The sequence below is a fragment of the Pantoea sp. ACRSB genome (genome assembly GCF_022346905.1).
Classification (GTDB): domain Bacteria; phylum Pseudomonadota; class Gammaproteobacteria; order Enterobacterales; family Enterobacteriaceae; genus Pantoea; species Pantoea piersonii.
Genome location: NZ_JAKRNL010000001.1, coordinates 384,143 through 400,328, shown reverse-complemented (window position 1 = coordinate 400,328; position 16,186 = coordinate 384,143). Strand labels below are relative to the sequence as shown.

Genomic DNA, 16,186 nt, shown 5'->3' with positions numbered 1-16,186 from the left:
AAATGGATTTAACCCTATTGGATCATATTCAAGATATACCTGCATATGTCAGTACTCTTAATAAAGATGAACAAATTGCAGTACTGAACTATCTGCAAGCCTGTAAGGATTACAGGGAATATAACAAGCTGGAGTTCTTTGAGCCTGACCAATGGCAGGTTGACGCGATCACGTTAGGTAGTACTGAAGATTTTAGAATGGTATGTGCAGGGAACCGACTTGGTAAGACATACTTCGGTACATATGAGACGGTCATTCATGCTACAGGCCGATACCCTGAAGGATGGACAGGACACCGCTATACCAAACCAGTAAACGTACTGGTACTCGGTTGGGACTGGAGCCAGATCAACCGGCCTAAATGTACTGCTGAATGCATTCTCGGTACTGCTGATAAACGTGGTACAGGCTGGATACCAAGACAAGACATAGTAAAGCTAATCCCCAAGACCGGCCTTCAGAACACGGTTAGTACTGTATATGTGAAGCACTATGATGCAGCAGGCGTATGTGACGGTGAAAGCCGCATTACCTTTGATGTGTACAGTGCAGGTGTTGGTACTCTGATGGGGATGGAGATCGACTTTGCGTTACTTGACGAACAAGTACCTGAAGACATTTTCAGCCAGGTTAAGAAGCGTACATGGACTTCACGCGGTCGAGTACTTTACGTCGCCACGCCAGAAAAAGGACTTGACGATGTTATCAAACAATTTTGGGAAGAAGATGGTACTCACCACAGCGGATTAGTACACGTAACTTTATGGGACAGTAATAGATTTACTGAAGCTGAAAAGCTAAAGATGAATGAGCAGATCGAACCTTGGGCCAGACAGTTCAGTATTGAAGGTATTCCAGGTGCAGGTTCAGGTGCAGTATTTGCTGGTATCCTGAAAGAAAGTTTACTCGATAATAGTTTCACTATAGGCAAGCACTGGAAACGTATGGCCGCAGCCGATTTAGGCTACTCAGATGACATGGTATTCAGCTTCATAGCCTATAACCCCGATGATGGTACGTACTACCTTTATGATGAACTCTCATATACCAAGACTGATGCAATAATTTGTGCAGCCGGTGTACGTCCAATGCAGCAGGGTTTTATAAGAATGATTCTTCCATCAGATGCCAAATCTGAGCGTGGACTTGGGGCAACATATCAATCTATTTTTGAAGGTGCAGGATTAATATTAACAAAAGAATATGCACGTAACTGGCACATTGATCCTACAGGCAAAGACCGTACTGTAAAATCAGGCATTATATTCATGCGTGAGTTAATGCTATCAGGCAAACTTAAAGTACATCCAAAATGCACGGGCTTTTTGAAAGAATTCAGCTTGTACTCATACGATGAAGACGGAAAGTTCATCGATAAGGACAACCATTTTATTGATAGCTTCAGATATAACATTACGGCTATCAATAAATTTGGTGTATCTGAATACGATCACGAAACAAGAGGTACTAACAAAACTATCAGTACTAACGAATGGAGTAAGTACGTCAATAACTACGATACTTACTAACGGAGAAATAATTAAAATGGATTTTAAATATACAGACCTAACTTCAGGTCGAACCCCTGATCTGTCTTCAGATAAGTTAGAAGCTTTCGAGGAAGCACTACTTAAGCAAGTACGTGCAGATGTAGATGATTGTGAAGAGTACCTTGAAGAAACGATCCGCCCAAAGATCACTGAAAACTGGGGATTCTATAATGGTACTTTGCCAAAGAAGCGTGAAGGAGAACCATCGTTTGTAGACAATACCTGTACTGCAACCGTAGAGCATTACGTAGCCGCTTGCATGGATGCTTTCAGTTCTGGAGAATCGCTTGAAGTAGTACCTGATGGCGTTACATCGCCTGTAACACTGAAGGTAATCAATCAAGTACTCAATGATGTACTGGATAGCGATAACGACAGGCAAACCCTTTACCGTGCGTTTTTCAAAGATGCGATGGTAAGTAGTGCTTCGGTTATGCGTCCTATCATTCGTGAAGAGAACAAGATCGAAAAGGAATTCTTCACAGAACAAACACAGGATGTGCTTCAGTTCAGACAGGCTCAGCTTGAGTCTGATGATCAGTACGAATCAGTAGAGGTTATCGTTACTGACAGGAAAGACGAGCAGATCAGCAATGATATGCCGGTAGAACCAACATCTTTACTTGGGCAGATGGACGTAACAGGTATCAGCACTGTCATGGAACAAACACTTTATACTGGCTACTTTGTTTTAGTCTCAAAAGTAAAAGCAATTAAGATTGAAGCTGTACCTGCTGAAAACTTCATTATCAACAAAGATGCACGTGGTATTAGAGATGCTCGTATTGTTGGTCATAAAGCGATGACAACTATTAGTACTTTATTAGAAATGGGTATTGATGAAGATAAAGTACAGGAAGTTTGGGAGAAGTGTAACGATGACGATGCTGATAGTAATATTGCATCACTATCCCGTAAATCTGGTTTAGTACTGGATAATGATGATGATTCTCTTGATAACTCACAACGTGAAGTAGAGCTATATGAGTTATATATCAAATCATCTGTAGAAGAGACTGTAGGTACTGATAAAGAAATAGCGGTATCAAAACTCTATCAAGTATTTTATTGCGAAGGCGTACTTTTAGCATACCAAGAAACAGATGAAGTACCTTATTGCGGTACTTCACCAATTCCAAGACCTCATATGTTTTGGGGTGAGGGCATGGTAGACCTAACCAAATCTATTCAGAGTGCCCGAACCGGATTACTACGCCAGCAATTCGTGTATAACGAAATGGCAAGCCGTCCACGCTTTGAGTACAACCCTGAACAGCTTCACAATGTACGAGATATTTTTAACACCAGTCCAGGTACTGGTATTGCAGTAAAAGCACCAGGTACGATCAATCCTATCCAGCTATCAGCATTAATGGGTGATTCAGCAGGGCTACTACAGATGCTCGATACCATGCGTGAATCCGGTACTGGCATGTCCTTTGTTGGACAGGGGATGCTTGGTGAAGCGTTGGCCGCAGGTTCCAGTACTCAAAGTGCCGCAATGATTTTGTCAGAAGGCCAACTGGTACAGAAGAGTGTGATCAACACACTACTCAACGGAGCGATCATTCCTCTTGTCAAAACTCTGTACAACATGTTGCGTGAAAATTTCAGTACATGGGAACTACAGGTAGATGGTGAACAACTTACTATCAACCCTAACGAATGGCCTGAACTACGTGATGTACGTATCAAGACACCATTGGGTACTACAGCCAAACTTGAACAAAGCCAGAAGTACGGCAACCTTGCACAAGTACTTGCAACGGCTGCACCAGGTACTGAACTCGCTAAGTTAGCCAGTGCAAGTAACATCCGTGCCGCGATGGTGAAGAGTTATGAACTCATGGATATTGCAGATGCTCAGTACTACATGAACGATGATCAGACTATCCAGCAAAAAGACCAGCTCACGCAGCAGCTATCACAGCTACAGCAACAGATGCAGCAGATGGCCCAACAGCTACAGCAGCTTACCCAACAGAATCAGGTACTCCAAAGTACTGCTAACAACATGGCTCAGAAACAGCTTGAACTGGATGAACGTAAGGTTGTGCTTCAGGAACAGCAGGCTCAGGCAGATATGCAAAACATGGCACATGAGCAGATCCGCAAGCAGGATGAAACTGATGGCAAGTTGCAGAACATGGCTGATAAGCAGGCTTTACTTGAAAAAGAAGAAGCACTCAAAGAGGAAATGGCTCAGGCTGAAATTAAATCTGGAAATAATATTTTCACATCAATTTAAAGGGGAAATGGATTTCCCCTAAAATTACAGGAGTTAATAATGTCCGAAACATTAAGCGACATTTCATTAGCACCTAATAGTACTCAGGAAGTAATTCAAACTGCACCATATATGATTCAGGCTAAAACTACTCCAGTACTAATAAGTGCTTCAAACAATACAAGGCAGGGATATGAATTACAGGTAGGGGAAACCTTAGCTGTAGATCAGGATGTAACCGTATATCTCACCAATAAGACATACAGAACTGCTTCTATCGGTATCATCAAAACTGACAGTACTAACGCACCAGTAGTACCCGCAGAGGCCGTATACCTTAGCTCAGTGGGCTTAGCGATTATCGGTAGTAGTAACCCTCCAGTACCTTTCACGACGAATCCAGAAGCCTCTACAGGCTACACAGTACAGTATTCATCAACGGACAGTACCATTGTGCAGATCAATGCAGATAGCACATGGACGGTACTGAAAGATGGTAGCGGGGCAAGTATTGCTGTCACATTGACTAATACCGACGGCAGTACTGTTACGGATAGCTCAGGCGTGGTCACGTCAACGCTATCAGCCTACGCAGACAGTACCAGTACTATCAAAGTTGGCCAAACGTACCAACTCACGTACACGATCAGCCCTACTGAGGTTTCCACTCACCCTGAGTTAGTACTTGAGTTCTTCAGTAATGATACCTCTGTTGCCACAATCAACAGTACCGGACTCGCTACCGGCGTCACTGATGGTAATACCCGTATTGGCGTTAAAGCTAAGTTCAGAGGTGCAGAAGCAAGCGATAGCTCGTACTTCCAGGTAGACCCACAATAATAAAATAAGGAATCACAATGAAAACTACTTACCCTGATTACACTATCCCAGCAGATGGTGAAATCTCCCTATATGCAGTATTCCCTGACTCAGTAGGGAAGGCACTGTTAGTACAAAACAAATCGACTGCAAAGATCGTTATCAGAACTACATCAAGTACTTCTCACGATGGCTTTGAACTTGTTACACCATTCTCTATTACCGTATCCAGTACTGGAGATATTTTCATCAAAAATATCAGCTACATCAGTGCTGTGATTTCTGTATCTGAAGTCGAGTAAAGTAGTCCACTAAATGGAACCCGTACTGAAATACGGGATTAATTTATGGAGTGCATGAATGAATGACAATGAAGTACAAATGAAGTTTGAATCCTTGCGTTCAGAGTTTTTGAATAATCCAGTATACGAAGATATTATTCTTCAAGTCGAAAAAGATATCTTTTCAGGTATTAAAACTTCACCTGAACATGCTGTGATTGCTCACTATGAGTATCAGGCACTACAACGCATTCTTGGAAAGATCAGTACACTAAAATTCAGTGTAGCAGAACAAAGAAATATTCTTTCCAAACCCAGAGATGTATCAGACTACTAATACGTAATAACTGAAATTAAACATCTTACAAATACAACCTTTATCACTATGCATAGTGAGGAATAATTATGTCCGAAACAACAAACGAAATTCTAAGTTTTTTAGATTCTGAATCGCCAGCAGACTCCCCAGCGGAACAATCTCATGATGTAGAACCAAAGGAACTTGACACCGACGAATCAACTACCGAAGAAAGTACTCATGACGATGAAGACGATTATGAAGCAGAAGAAGAGTCAACCGCAGATAGCGAAGATGAAGAACATGAAAGCGATGATGACAGTACTGATAGTACTGAGGCCAGCAACATTGATGATCATGACTTCACACTTACTATCGACGGTGAGGAAGTTACCGTAAAGGGTAGCGAACTCAAAAGTGGGTACATGCGACAAGCGGCATTTACCAAGAAGACGCAAGAGATTGCAACTCAGCGTAAAGCACTTGAAGCAGAACTGACCAAAGCAGTTGAACGGTCTGAGGCTGTCAAGTTCAATGCAAACATCGAAATGGAACGTTTAGATGGTGCATTAAAACAATTAGGTGGTTGGGATGGTTTACGCCGTCAAGCTACACCAGAACAATACGATGAATTCCACTCACGATACATCCAGGCTAAGAAAGATTCTGAATTAGCTGATGATATTCTACGTGAAACATCAAATTCTATGCGTGAAACAAACGCAAAAACAATCGAGAACATCTTTAAAGAGATGGCGAGTACTCGTGATGGCTTCAATGCCGGTACTATTAATGAATTAGACAAATTTCTATCAAACCGTGGGTTTACAGAGGATCAAGTACTAAGCATGACCTCGCCTGTAGCATGGGACATTGTGTATGACGCAATGCAATACCAGAAGCTACAGGAACGTACTAACAAGAACGTAAAAACTGAGAAGAAAAAAGAGATTGAGTCTAAATCACATTTGAGTGCCCCTGTTAAAAAGACAAACCAAAAAGAAAGTAAGTCTCGTCAAATCGAGAAAGGTCTTAAAGAACAGAAGAAAGCAAAAGGTAAATCACAGTCTGCCATTACTCAGGATCTCTTGATGAAAATTCTATAATAATAATTAATGCAGGGAGCATAAATTAAATGGCATTTCAAAATACAAGTGCAATGACTGCACAACATAAGAGTCTTTCAGACGTAGTAAGTAACATCTCTCCAGAAGATACCCCATTCATGACCCTGATCGGTAAAGGTACTGTAGATAATGTACTTTTCTATTGGGCTGAAGAAGAATTAGCAAAAGTTGGTGCTAATGCAGCTAAAGAAGGTGCAGACGCTAAAGACCACGTAGACAACCTACTAATCGAGCGTAATAACTACACTCAGATCTTTACCAAGACAGTACGCCTATCTGGTACTTCAATGGTTAACTCCATCGCTGGCAACAAACAAAAGCTTGCTAACCAAGTTGAGCTACGTGCCAAAGAACTAAAACGCGATATGGAATTCGCATTCGTTGGTACTGGTCAGGTTAAAACTGGTGAAACCAGTACTGTAGGCCGTATGACCGCAGGTTTCCAGGCACAAGTTGATTCAGCAAACATCATCGATAAAGCTGGAGTAGCTGTAACTGAAGATGACCTGAATGAAGTACTTGTACGTATCTTCGAAGCTGGCGGTACTCCTGACTACATCATGTGTCACCCACGTATTCGTGCTGCAATTGTTGCGATTCTTTCTGCTAAAGAAGGTCGTATCCGTGACATTGCTAACGGTACTGAACTCGTGAACGACATTAAGGATTACACCTCTTCAGTTGGTAGTGTGAAGATTATCAACAACCGTTGGGCTAAGTACGATGCAACTACTGGTGTTGGTGACATTATGGTATTCGATTCTTCTATGTGGTCTGTAGAATCCCTACGCCCATATAGCCTAAGTGAACTCGCTAAAACTGGTGACTATGAAGCACGTCAACTTGTTACCGAAGTAGGCTTAAAGAATAAATCATTCAAATCAAGTGGCCTAATCACTAACGTTAAAATCTAATTGAATTGAGTACTTAGTACTTAATTAACCAATCCTCAAGGGTAGGGCATAATGACAAATTTTGTCTGTGCCTTACCTTTTTTATTTTATAAGGATATAAAATGGCTCAATACCAAAACGTATCTGACCTGTACACGGATGTACAAAAATACGTTGATACTAAGGAAGCGTATTTCATTAGTAAAATTCCAGCGTGGGTGTACTTTGCCGAAACTGAATTAGATCGCCGTTTACGTCATCCTGCTGCTGAAAAGGTGGATGTGTTCACAGTGAGTGCAGGCTATGACTATTTGACCGCACCTAAAAACTTACTGGAATTAAAGTCAATCCGTAACCGTTCTAACAATCAGATTCTGTATCGTCAATCTTATGAAAAGATCTATGACGTACAGAACTATTCAAACCAGCCAATAGCCTTTGCCTCAGTATCCAACATGTACAAGCTGGATAAAGCTGTCAGTACTGATACTGCTTTTGAAGTGGTGTATTACATCGCACCAGAAAAGCTTGATGTAAGTAATTCCAGCAACCTGTATCTGATTGCCGTACCAGACTTTCTACTATGGGTAGCACTGGAGCAAGCATACATCTTTGACGGTCAGCCAGACCAGGCTCAGTACTGGCGGAACATGGCTGAAACCTCGTTAGCTGGACTACAGGAGCAACTACTAAGGGAATCGTATCAGGGTAGTACTTTAGTGACGTGGGCTAACTCAGACAACATCACGCGGTACTACTAACAAGGAGAAATTATATGGCAGGGATATTTGATTCTCTCGCTACTGACGATCCGCAATGGATCAGTAGCAGTGAGGAAAACGCCAAACGTGCAGAACTGGCAGCCACCAGTGCTACTAACTCACAGTCATCAGCCGCAGCCGATGCAGATCAGGCTAAGCATTACATGGAACTGGCAGCAGGTGCTGTATCTGGCGTGGCTCTATTCAATGAGCGTCATGGGGCTGTGTACCCACAGAAGGGTGACTACACGGCAGATATGGTTGGTGCCCGTTCTGTAACATGGTCGCCAGGCTGGAATGACATTACCAGTAAACCAGACGTAGCAGTAAAGAATACGGCACAGACCATCACAGGACTGTTCTCTTTCAACGCCGCCACACCTAACGAGGGTGTTGGGTTGGCATTTGGGGGTAATGGTTCTGAGTTACGTATGAACAATCTCACAACAGATTTAGAGATCATGCACGGTAACTCTAAGGCTATATTAGGACTACAGGAGGATGGCGTAATCTTCGCTAAAACCAGTACTGGTATTAAGTACCGCTACTATACCGAAGCAAACCCATTTCCAATTGCTTCGAACTACAAATTACAAACGTTGGCCGGTGCAGACTCGATCAAAATTGACGCAAGTACTGCATCTGTTTTCCACATTACGTTAGACCGTGCCAGTACTAATCTCACCTTTGCACCTTATGGCGGTGAGTCTGCATTTCGTCAGATTACATTGTTAGTACTGCAAGATGTTTTTGGTGATCGTGCCATTAATTGGCCTTCAAATGTGAAATGGTCACAAGACAGAAAACCACAACTATCATTAGATGCAAACATAATGGATGTACTTACACTCGCCAGCTATGACGGTGGTAATACATGGTTAGGATTCTTTAATGGTGGATGGTTTAACATGAATTAATAAAGAGGGTTATATGATACATAGCATATGGGATAATGATAAAGATTCCTCTGGTAATGTACTGCAACTTTTAAGAGGGCACAGGTACTTTCTTGAAAGAAATACGGGCGAAACCATTGATCCAACAAAGCAGCATTATGTTTTCAATGAACAAATGGTCTTAAGTAATAACCGTCATTTTATTGCAGCAAGTATGCAAGAAGCAATGCCAAACGGAGACGCCACCACAGAGGGACAGTCATTACAGATTATTGGTCATTGCTATGCATACATGGCTACTCGGGATGAATGGCAGCTTGATATGGCTAAGAAGACTTTTCAGGCATATATAGACCACTTCTATCAGGAACCAGTACCAGACGTTCCACGAATGTATATCTGTAACTGGATCATCAACGGTAAGGAACCAACACTTGCAAATTACCCTATCGATTGGGAATCACCAACACACTCTGGATTCAAACGTGTAGTACTTCCATATACAAACGGTCTAACCAAAGTACCTCATGGTTCACCTTACTTCGGTGAGTACCTTGATAAAGCTACTTTTGCCTTTGTCGGTGAACTTGCATGGGATGCTATCAACGCTTCAGTACAGGCATTGAAAGCAGATGGTAGTACTGACTGGAGTAATGACGGTCAGCAGTATGACATTGACTGGATCATCAATTGGGAAGGTAAAAAAATTGATTGGGATGGCAATGTTTTAAGTACCGGACACTCAGAAGATGAGAAGGGTACTATGCAGTTGAAAGATACTTCTATCACTGGTGATTATAAGACCAACTTCACAGGTAAAGTACCTGTAGAGTTTGGTGGTTATTTAATGCCTACTAACTCTGCTTGGCATAATAGACCGGTCAACGTGGCAGTAACTAAAGGTAATTTCGGAAACGCAGCCGATGCAGAACAATGGTTTGCGGATGCAGCATATTTGTTATGGAAAATTACTGGCGAGGATGTGTATTACCGTGCATGGCAATGTTCTTTAGAAACCTGTAAATCATATTCAGAAATCGATTTGTATGATCGCTTCTTCCGTAAAAGTACTAACGACAAATCGCCTTTTACTGATGGTATATCGTATGACTACTTCTATCCAAGCGATCAAGAAGCTACTTACAGCCGTGATTCAGAAGGGTACATAGTTATCGATCAAAGTGCAGAGGCACAAAGTACTTTAGAACAACAGGCAGTATGGTTCAGGATTTCGAAGGACTCCAAAGTACGTACTCAATATGGTGGGGTAGACAGTGCTGGTAATCCGTTACGTGCCCGTATCAGGTTGATACTCTCACAGCAGAAGACAGACAAAGATCCATCAGCACGTGAGTACCAGTACGACTTACCACAGAGTACCAGTACTGCTGTACAGACGTATGATGTTCCTCTTAGCTCTCTCACACCAGTAACTGACCTTAACGGCAAAGAATATTTCATGGCTGATATGCGTAGCGTCTATACGTATGGTGAGCCAGATGTAAGTACTTCGATGATGACGGACTACAACATTCTTGGATCACGTCAGGGTACAGTGAACCATACGGTATTCACATCAGACAGTGCAGGTATGGGTATCGGTTTCTGGTTACTGGATGCAGGTACATCAGTACTGAACAGCATTACGTACAAAGCTACCAGACAGGTAGAGATCGGGATTCAAGATGATAATGGTTGGCGTTGGAAGTGGACATTACAGCCTACCAGTACTTACGTTACTCAAAACCTCTTCTCAAGCCAGTTAGTACTAAGAGACTATCAGCCTAACCATGCTGATACTGAAGTCAGGCCGTCCACGCCGGTATATTCAGTACTGGAAGAATTCTCTGTTACACCAGTAGAGAATGCTGAAACTCACTTCTACTGGTATTGCCTGAATGATGTACCGCCAACGTTCTCACTGGATGATGGCTACACCATGAAGTACAGCGTGACGATTTCTGGTGATACTGCACATACTGCCAAATTGGGTGATTGTACTATTCTCGACTACAAGTCTAATAATTTAGCATTCACGCCTGGTGTTATACCGTTCAGCAATATTTCTGTTCCAGACAATATTCAGTTCGATGGATGGCGGGGTAGTCCATATCCGGGGTACATGCATCCGTTCATCTATACCCATGATCGAGTACCCAATGAATGGACTACTCACCTGAATAATATGATCGATTTTTTATGGTCATCTCAACAAAGTTATTACAACAACTTTGGGGAGTTAGGGCCTGGTATGAGTGCGTACATCTGGAATCGTTGGGACAACTTGAAGTACGGTAAACCTGATACCTGGACATTCTTCCATTGGGGGGATGGTCATGCGTGGGCGGGCTATCAGCCCAGGGCTTATTGTAGTGCTGCACGTGCATGGTACGAGCTGGTGATCCAGAACAAACCAGTACCGGCTAAATTGCAGCAGTACGTAGAGAATTGGGCTACATGGTTAGCTCAGAAGTTTAAAGAGCATGGATGTACGCCTACGGACTGGAACACTGACGGTAGCAGCGTATTCGACACCACGGACTTCACAGGGCATATGTCAGGTTTATGGTTAGCTGGTTCATGCTTTGCAGTACTTGCAGGATCGACGCTATCAGTACTGCCTGAGTTCATCGAAGACGTGGTAGGGGAGCTGGAGCGTAAATTCATCAATACGGGAATACCTGGGCATATCATGAATGGCTCATGGAGTCCTGCTGTACGCCTTGATACCGGTAATGGTGTAGAGAACAATGGGATGTTCTTTGGCTTCTGGAGTGGTGAAATCCTGAGAGGTTTGGGTATGTATTTACTCTATAAGCAGATGAAACCGAAGCAGGATATGTACAAAACAATAAGAAAATAAAAATGTAAGTACTGGCAAGTTAATGCCAGTACTTTCAAGAGACGGATCTCAAAAATAATAACAAGGAGCATTAAAAGATGCCTTTAGATAATAGTAACTATATCTCGGAGATGAATACTAACAACCCTGTAGGTTCCGTAGATACTGTTTCAATGGTCGATGATTTCTTGCGTGAAATAAAAAAGACTATGAAGCAATCATTTCCCAACATCAATAAACAAACAACCATTACCTCAGATGAGCTTAATAATCTCAAAACATATTTGAAGCGTAATGGTACTGCATGGGATATGCAGAATAGCCCGCTCATTAATGTACAGGCTTCTGAAAACAGTACTGCTGTACAGCCGCGTTCTTACAACGATGGCCGGTACTTACTCAAAGTTAATAACCTCGGTGACATAGGGAACAGGAACGTAGCACTACAGAACTTAATGTCAGGGCTGGATGCTGGGGCTGGCGGTTGGGCACAGATGCGTACCAACGTCACAAACATGATGTATCCGGTAGGTTCGATCTACATGAACTACTCGCGTGGTAACAATCCTCGTGATTTTTTTGGTGAAGGTACATGGGCTGCATACTCACAAGGTCGAGTACTGATCGGTGTAGGACAAACATCAGACTCACGCGGTGAAGTTCGTAACTATGGGGCAGGTTCAGCAGGCGGTGAGTACCAGCACGTACTGACTGAAGCAGAGATGCCAAGTCACCAACATGCCACAGGCGGTATTGCTGCATATGGTGGTAATACAGGCGGCGGTTCTAACCACGTAGGCCAGGGTTCTAACGAAATTAACTACAACACCAGATACACAGACTGGCGTGGTGGTAATGCCGCACACAATATTATGCAGCCTTTCGTAGCAGTATACATTTGGGTACGTACAGGTTAATTAAAATCGCCCACTTATGGAGAAGAACGGGGATACACCATCCCCGTTTCTATTAGGAGAATAATAAATGACACAAGTAGTCATAAAAGGACTATCACAATATGGGGTGATAACGGATGTACCCCCATTTGAAACTCCAGCAAACGCGTGGACAGAAGTACGTAATTGTTCTTTTGAAAATGGCGGATTAAGTAAGTCAGGAACACGTGAATCAGTAATGATTCCTTCAACTGATCAGGTTAATAAAATATACCCAAAGAACGGCAACATTTTTTACAGTACTCACGATAAAATTTATCGAGCAACAGGTGTTGCGAATATTGATGTTTCACGTAACACAGACGCATATTTGACTGCCGATGAATGGTTTTGTACTGAACTATCCAACGTGATTATTTTTACAAACGATTCTAACGTACCGCAAATGTTCAAACCTACATCTAACCGGTTCGAAGATCTCACAGCATGGGGCGTTGAAAATGGCAGTACTGTTAACTGGCGTACCAGTAAGTTACGTGCTTTTAAGAACTTCTTAATTGCAATCGGCATGTTAGAAGATGGTGTTGATTACACACAGCGTATCCGTTGGTCAGATATAGCACTACCAAACGAAGCACCGCCATCATGGGACGCTACCAGTACTACAGGCTCAGCAGGGTTCAATGACCTCTCAGAAGCACGAGGTAAGCTTATCGACGGTTTACCAATGGGTGAGTACTTCATCCTGTACACCTCACAAGAAGTCTTCCTTGTAACTTACGTGGGCGGCAATGACATTTTCACGTTCCGTAAGATCTTCGATAATCTTTCAATACTGGCTCCAGAATGTGTTGCTCAGGTGAAAGGCGGTCACTTCTTAGTTACAACGTCCGATATAGTGATCCACAACGGCAGTACATGGGAGTCCATCATTGAGAACAAGATTAAACGCGATCTGTTCGAAACAATGTCAGCAGGGGAAACGGCGAACGTTAAAGTACAAGCATATCCAGCGAAGCAAGAGGTATGGGTACTGTACCCATCATCAAAAGGGGCAGCACTGGATCGTGCCGCTATCTACTCACTTAACAGCAATACATGGACATACCGTGAACTTCCTAACGTAACCACTATCAGTTACGGCATCCTTCCTACTGACAATGATCGTCTAATCGATTTACAGGCAATGTTAATGGACGATGATCCAACAACATTCAATGGCGTTGGGCAGGACTTCGTAAGAGGTTCATTGTTTGTGAATACTAAAGAACTGGATTGGTGGGCTGTAGACGAAGGTTCAAGCGGCTCGGTTAACTTACCTTCCATCGCTATCAAACAAAACATCGATTTTGACGATTACGGCTTAGAAGCAACAAGCCACAAAATGGTGAAGGGCATTTATCCGCAGATCTCCGGTACTGGTACTGTCTTCATTTCAGTAGGCGTTGCAGAGAACCCTTATGATGCTCCAGCCTGGAGTGAATCAGTAGAGTTTGAGGTAGGCGTAGATAGAAAGGCAGATTTCAGGGTATCAGGAAGGTATATCTCTATCCGCTTTGAAGCATTCAGTAAAGAGTACTGGACACTAACCAGCTATGGAATAGATGTAACGCCACGAGGGAAAAGGTAATGGCAAATAAGAAAAGCGTGTACGTACCAGCACCTACTATTGGTTCTCTGTTCGATGTTGAACGAGAACTACGCCGTATTCAGGAAGGCTTCACAAGCGTAGGCGAGCATATAGCTACAGAAAAAACATATGATGCACCAACTAAAGATGTTGAATTACAGATTCGATATGCAGACGGGGTTACATGGAATCCCCGTGGTTTAGGTGCAGGACTCTATATATTTGTAGATGGGGTCTGGAGGAAATTCACACTAACATAAAACAAGGAATGTTTATGGGGAAAAATAATAATAACAAGCCAACATCCTCAGCGGATATGAAAGGGCTAATTGAAGTACTTAATGTTGATAGTTTTAGGGATGTTTCTCAACTTTTTTACCAGACAGGAATATTCGATAACTTAGTACATGATGATTGTACTGAGGAAGATATCATGGTTCACCTTAATGAACATAAAGGATTATTTCAAATCAGTATTGGTGGTGAGTTTGGTGGTATTTTTACAGTAGATGATTTAGGTACTATTTGTGGTATTAAAACATGTGAAGTACATGCATTCATAATCCCCTATATGCGTCGGTACAGTACTCAATTTCTTAAAGCCTTTGCTACGTTTATCTTTGAGATCTCTTCATTTGATACAATTGTTACGTCAGTACCTGATCATACAAAGTATGTTGTGAAAGTACTCAAGCGAATGGGTTTTAAAGAAATAAACTGGAGTCTTACACAATATAAAAAAGATGGTAAAGATATAGGGATGACTTATCTGTACCTTAAAAAATAATTCAAGGAGGAATAAAGATGGGATTATTCAAATCTGGTTCTCAAACTACAACACAAAAATCATCATCTGAACCCTGGAAACCAGCACAAAGTAACCTCAAAGATATTTTAGGTGATGTTAGTGATTGGTATAACCAGGCTCAGAAAACAGGATACATTTCACCTACTGGTGATCTGTCTTCAATTTATTCTCAGTACATGCAAGGTTTGAACGGCGTAAGTTCTGATGCAACCAACACTACTAACAGTCTGCTTGGACAGGGTAACAGTGCTGCACAGTCTGCACTATCTGGCTATCAGAATGCCGCAAATGGTGGACTCGGTTACAGTACTGGAGATATAGCTAATGCTGCATCAAGTCTCTATAACAATGGCTTAGTTCAAAACCAGATTGATGCTGCTAACCGTCAGATTGATAACACACTCAATGAACAAACCTTTACCGGCATTGATCGTAATGCGGTTGCAGGCGGTAACGCGGGTTCTTCTCGTGCTGGGGTAGCTCAGGCTATCGCTGCACGTGATGCTGCACAGATGAAAGCTGATAACGCGAATACCATAACCGGCAACGCATACAACAACGCTATCAATACCGCAGCTAATACCCTAAGCAATAATTCTAACATGCAGTTAGCAGGGCTTGCAGGTACTGCCAGTACTGGTAATCAGTTGTACTCACAGGGTAGTAATTACGCTACTTCAGTACTAAATGGCCTGTCTCCACAGTTACAAAGTTCTCAGCTATCTGCACTCATTCAACAGCAACAACAGACTGATGCTACGGGTAATCGTGACTATCTGGCTAACCTCATTTCTCAGTACTACCTACCTGTATCTGGTTCTATTGCTGGCTTAGGCGGTACTACATCAGGTTCCAGTACTCAACCTGGCGGTTCTTCACTGTTCAACTCATTGCTATCAGGCGGTGCGGCTGCTTCACAAATTTATCAGGGTTTCTCTGATAAACGCCTGAAGAAAAATATCAGGAAAGTAGGTACTGAAGCAGGTCACAACGTCTATGAATGGGAATGGACTAAACGCGGGAAAGAACTTGCCGGTAATCAGCCAGCACGAGGTGTTATTGCACAGGAAGTACTTAAGAAGAAACCTGAAGCTGTTAGTACAGATCCTAACACTGGATTCCTAATCGTCGATTACAGCAAACTTTAAGAGGGACACT

15 protein-coding genes are annotated in these 16,186 nt (G+C 42.5%); 14 read left to right on the top strand and 1 reads right to left on the bottom strand.

Annotated elements, in window-relative coordinates:
- Window positions 1-2: 2 nt before the first annotated feature.
- Complete coding sequence (locus tag MHZ89_RS01930; protein WP_311781637.1) at window positions 3-1,529, top strand: terminase large subunit domain-containing protein; 1,527 nt, start codon at window positions 3-5, stop codon at window positions 1,527-1,529.
- Between the two features lie 702 nt (window positions 1,530-2,231).
- Here the strand turns inward: MHZ89_RS01930 and MHZ89_RS22655 are convergent.
- Window positions 2,232-2,297, bottom strand: a complete 66-nt coding sequence (locus MHZ89_RS22655; RefSeq protein ID WP_108479763.1) for a YSIRK-type signal peptide-containing protein — start codon at window positions 2,295-2,297, stop codon at window positions 2,232-2,234.
- Between the two features lie 1,540 nt (window positions 2,298-3,837).
- On the opposite strand from MHZ89_RS22655, the gene MHZ89_RS01920 reads away from it, so the two are divergent.
- The 13 genes from MHZ89_RS01920 to MHZ89_RS01860 all read left to right on the top strand — a co-directional run bounded on the left by MHZ89_RS01920 (window position 3,838) and on the right by MHZ89_RS01860 (window position 16,176).
- A complete protein-coding gene (locus tag MHZ89_RS01920; protein ID WP_311781635.1) occupies window positions 3,838-4,617 on the top strand; it encodes an Ig-like domain-containing protein in 780 nt (259 codons plus the stop codon).
- Window positions 4,618-4,634: 17 nt separating this feature from the next.
- Entirely contained in the window at window positions 4,635-4,898 is a 264-nt protein-coding gene (locus tag MHZ89_RS01915) for a hypothetical protein (protein WP_311781634.1), read from the top strand.
- A gap of 58 nt (window positions 4,899-4,956) precedes the next feature.
- A complete protein-coding gene (locus tag MHZ89_RS01910; RefSeq protein WP_311781633.1) occupies window positions 4,957-5,214 on the top strand; it encodes a hypothetical protein in 258 nt (85 codons plus the stop codon).
- Between the two features lie 68 nt (window positions 5,215-5,282).
- A complete protein-coding gene (locus tag MHZ89_RS01905; RefSeq protein WP_311781632.1) occupies window positions 5,283-6,281 on the top strand; it encodes a hypothetical protein in 999 nt (332 codons plus the stop codon).
- A gap of 29 nt (window positions 6,282-6,310) precedes the next feature.
- On the top strand, window positions 6,311-7,216 hold the full coding sequence (locus MHZ89_RS01900) for a DUF5309 family protein (protein ID WP_311781631.1): 906 nt from the start codon (window positions 6,311-6,313) through the stop codon (window positions 7,214-7,216).
- A gap of 101 nt (window positions 7,217-7,317) precedes the next feature.
- Entirely contained in the window at window positions 7,318-7,956 is a 639-nt protein-coding gene (locus MHZ89_RS01895; protein WP_311781630.1) for a hypothetical protein, read from the top strand.
- A 14-nt stretch (window positions 7,957-7,970) separates the two neighbouring features.
- On the top strand, window positions 7,971-8,873 hold the full coding sequence (locus MHZ89_RS01890; RefSeq protein WP_311781629.1) for a hypothetical protein: 903 nt from the start codon (window positions 7,971-7,973) through the stop codon (window positions 8,871-8,873).
- Window positions 8,874-8,886: 13 nt separating this feature from the next.
- Entirely contained in the window at window positions 8,887-11,715 is a 2,829-nt protein-coding gene (locus MHZ89_RS01885) for a phage tail protein (RefSeq protein WP_311781628.1), read from the top strand.
- A gap of 77 nt (window positions 11,716-11,792) precedes the next feature.
- Complete coding sequence (locus tag MHZ89_RS01880; RefSeq protein ID WP_311781627.1) at window positions 11,793-12,611, top strand: phage baseplate protein; 819 nt, start codon at window positions 11,793-11,795, stop codon at window positions 12,609-12,611.
- Window positions 12,612-12,678: 67 nt separating this feature from the next.
- Window positions 12,679-14,220, top strand: coding sequence for a hypothetical protein (locus MHZ89_RS01875; RefSeq protein WP_311781626.1), 1,542 nt, complete (start codon window positions 12,679-12,681; stop codon window positions 14,218-14,220).
- Window positions 14,220-14,480 (top strand): hypothetical protein, encoded by a 261-nt coding sequence (locus MHZ89_RS01870; RefSeq protein ID WP_311781625.1) that lies wholly within the window; start codon window positions 14,220-14,222, stop codon window positions 14,478-14,480. Before MHZ89_RS01875 ends, MHZ89_RS01870 begins: the two co-directional genes overlap by 1 nt.
- 14 nt (window positions 14,481-14,494) lie before the next feature.
- Window positions 14,495-15,007 carry a DUF2824 family protein gene (locus MHZ89_RS01865; RefSeq protein WP_311781624.1) on the top strand — a complete coding sequence of 171 codons (513 nt, stop codon included), beginning with the start codon at window positions 14,495-14,497 and terminating at the stop codon, window positions 15,005-15,007.
- Between the two features lie 17 nt (window positions 15,008-15,024).
- Window positions 15,025-16,176 (top strand): tail fiber domain-containing protein, encoded by a 1,152-nt coding sequence (locus tag MHZ89_RS01860; RefSeq protein WP_311781623.1) that lies wholly within the window; start codon window positions 15,025-15,027, stop codon window positions 16,174-16,176.
- Window positions 16,177-16,186: the final 10 nt, after the last annotated feature.

What these genes read in the sequence shown, in the direction of transcription:
- MHZ89_RS01920 (WP_311781635.1), top strand. Translation starts at nt 3,838, where the DNA reads ATGTCCGAAACATTAAGCGACATTTCATTAGCACCTAATAGTACTCAG.
- MHZ89_RS01880 (WP_311781627.1), top strand. Translation starts at nt 11,793, where the DNA reads ATGCCTTTAGATAATAGTAACTATATCTCGGAGATGAATACTAACAAC.
- MHZ89_RS01930 (WP_311781637.1), top strand. Translation starts at nt 3, where the DNA reads ATGGATTTAACCCTATTGGATCATATTCAAGATATACCTGCATATGTC.
- MHZ89_RS01885 (WP_311781628.1), top strand. Translation starts at nt 8,887, where the DNA reads ATGATACATAGCATATGGGATAATGATAAAGATTCCTCTGGTAATGTA.
- MHZ89_RS01865 (WP_311781624.1), top strand. Translation starts at nt 14,495, where the DNA reads ATGGGGAAAAATAATAATAACAAGCCAACATCCTCAGCGGATATGAAA.
- MHZ89_RS01910 (WP_311781633.1), top strand. Translation starts at nt 4,957, where the DNA reads ATGAATGACAATGAAGTACAAATGAAGTTTGAATCCTTGCGTTCAGAG.
- MHZ89_RS01915 (WP_311781634.1), top strand. Translation starts at nt 4,635, where the DNA reads ATGAAAACTACTTACCCTGATTACACTATCCCAGCAGATGGTGAAATC.
- MHZ89_RS01860 (WP_311781623.1), top strand. Translation starts at nt 15,025, where the DNA reads ATGGGATTATTCAAATCTGGTTCTCAAACTACAACACAAAAATCATCA.
- MHZ89_RS01890 (WP_311781629.1), top strand. Translation starts at nt 7,971, where the DNA reads ATGGCAGGGATATTTGATTCTCTCGCTACTGACGATCCGCAATGGATC.
- MHZ89_RS01900 (WP_311781631.1), top strand. Translation starts at nt 6,311, where the DNA reads ATGGCATTTCAAAATACAAGTGCAATGACTGCACAACATAAGAGTCTT.
- MHZ89_RS01870 (WP_311781625.1), top strand. Translation starts at nt 14,220, where the DNA reads ATGGCAAATAAGAAAAGCGTGTACGTACCAGCACCTACTATTGGTTCT.
- MHZ89_RS01905 (WP_311781632.1), top strand. Translation starts at nt 5,283, where the DNA reads ATGTCCGAAACAACAAACGAAATTCTAAGTTTTTTAGATTCTGAATCG.
- MHZ89_RS01875 (WP_311781626.1), top strand. Translation starts at nt 12,679, where the DNA reads ATGACACAAGTAGTCATAAAAGGACTATCACAATATGGGGTGATAACG.
- MHZ89_RS01895 (WP_311781630.1), top strand. Translation starts at nt 7,318, where the DNA reads ATGGCTCAATACCAAAACGTATCTGACCTGTACACGGATGTACAAAAA.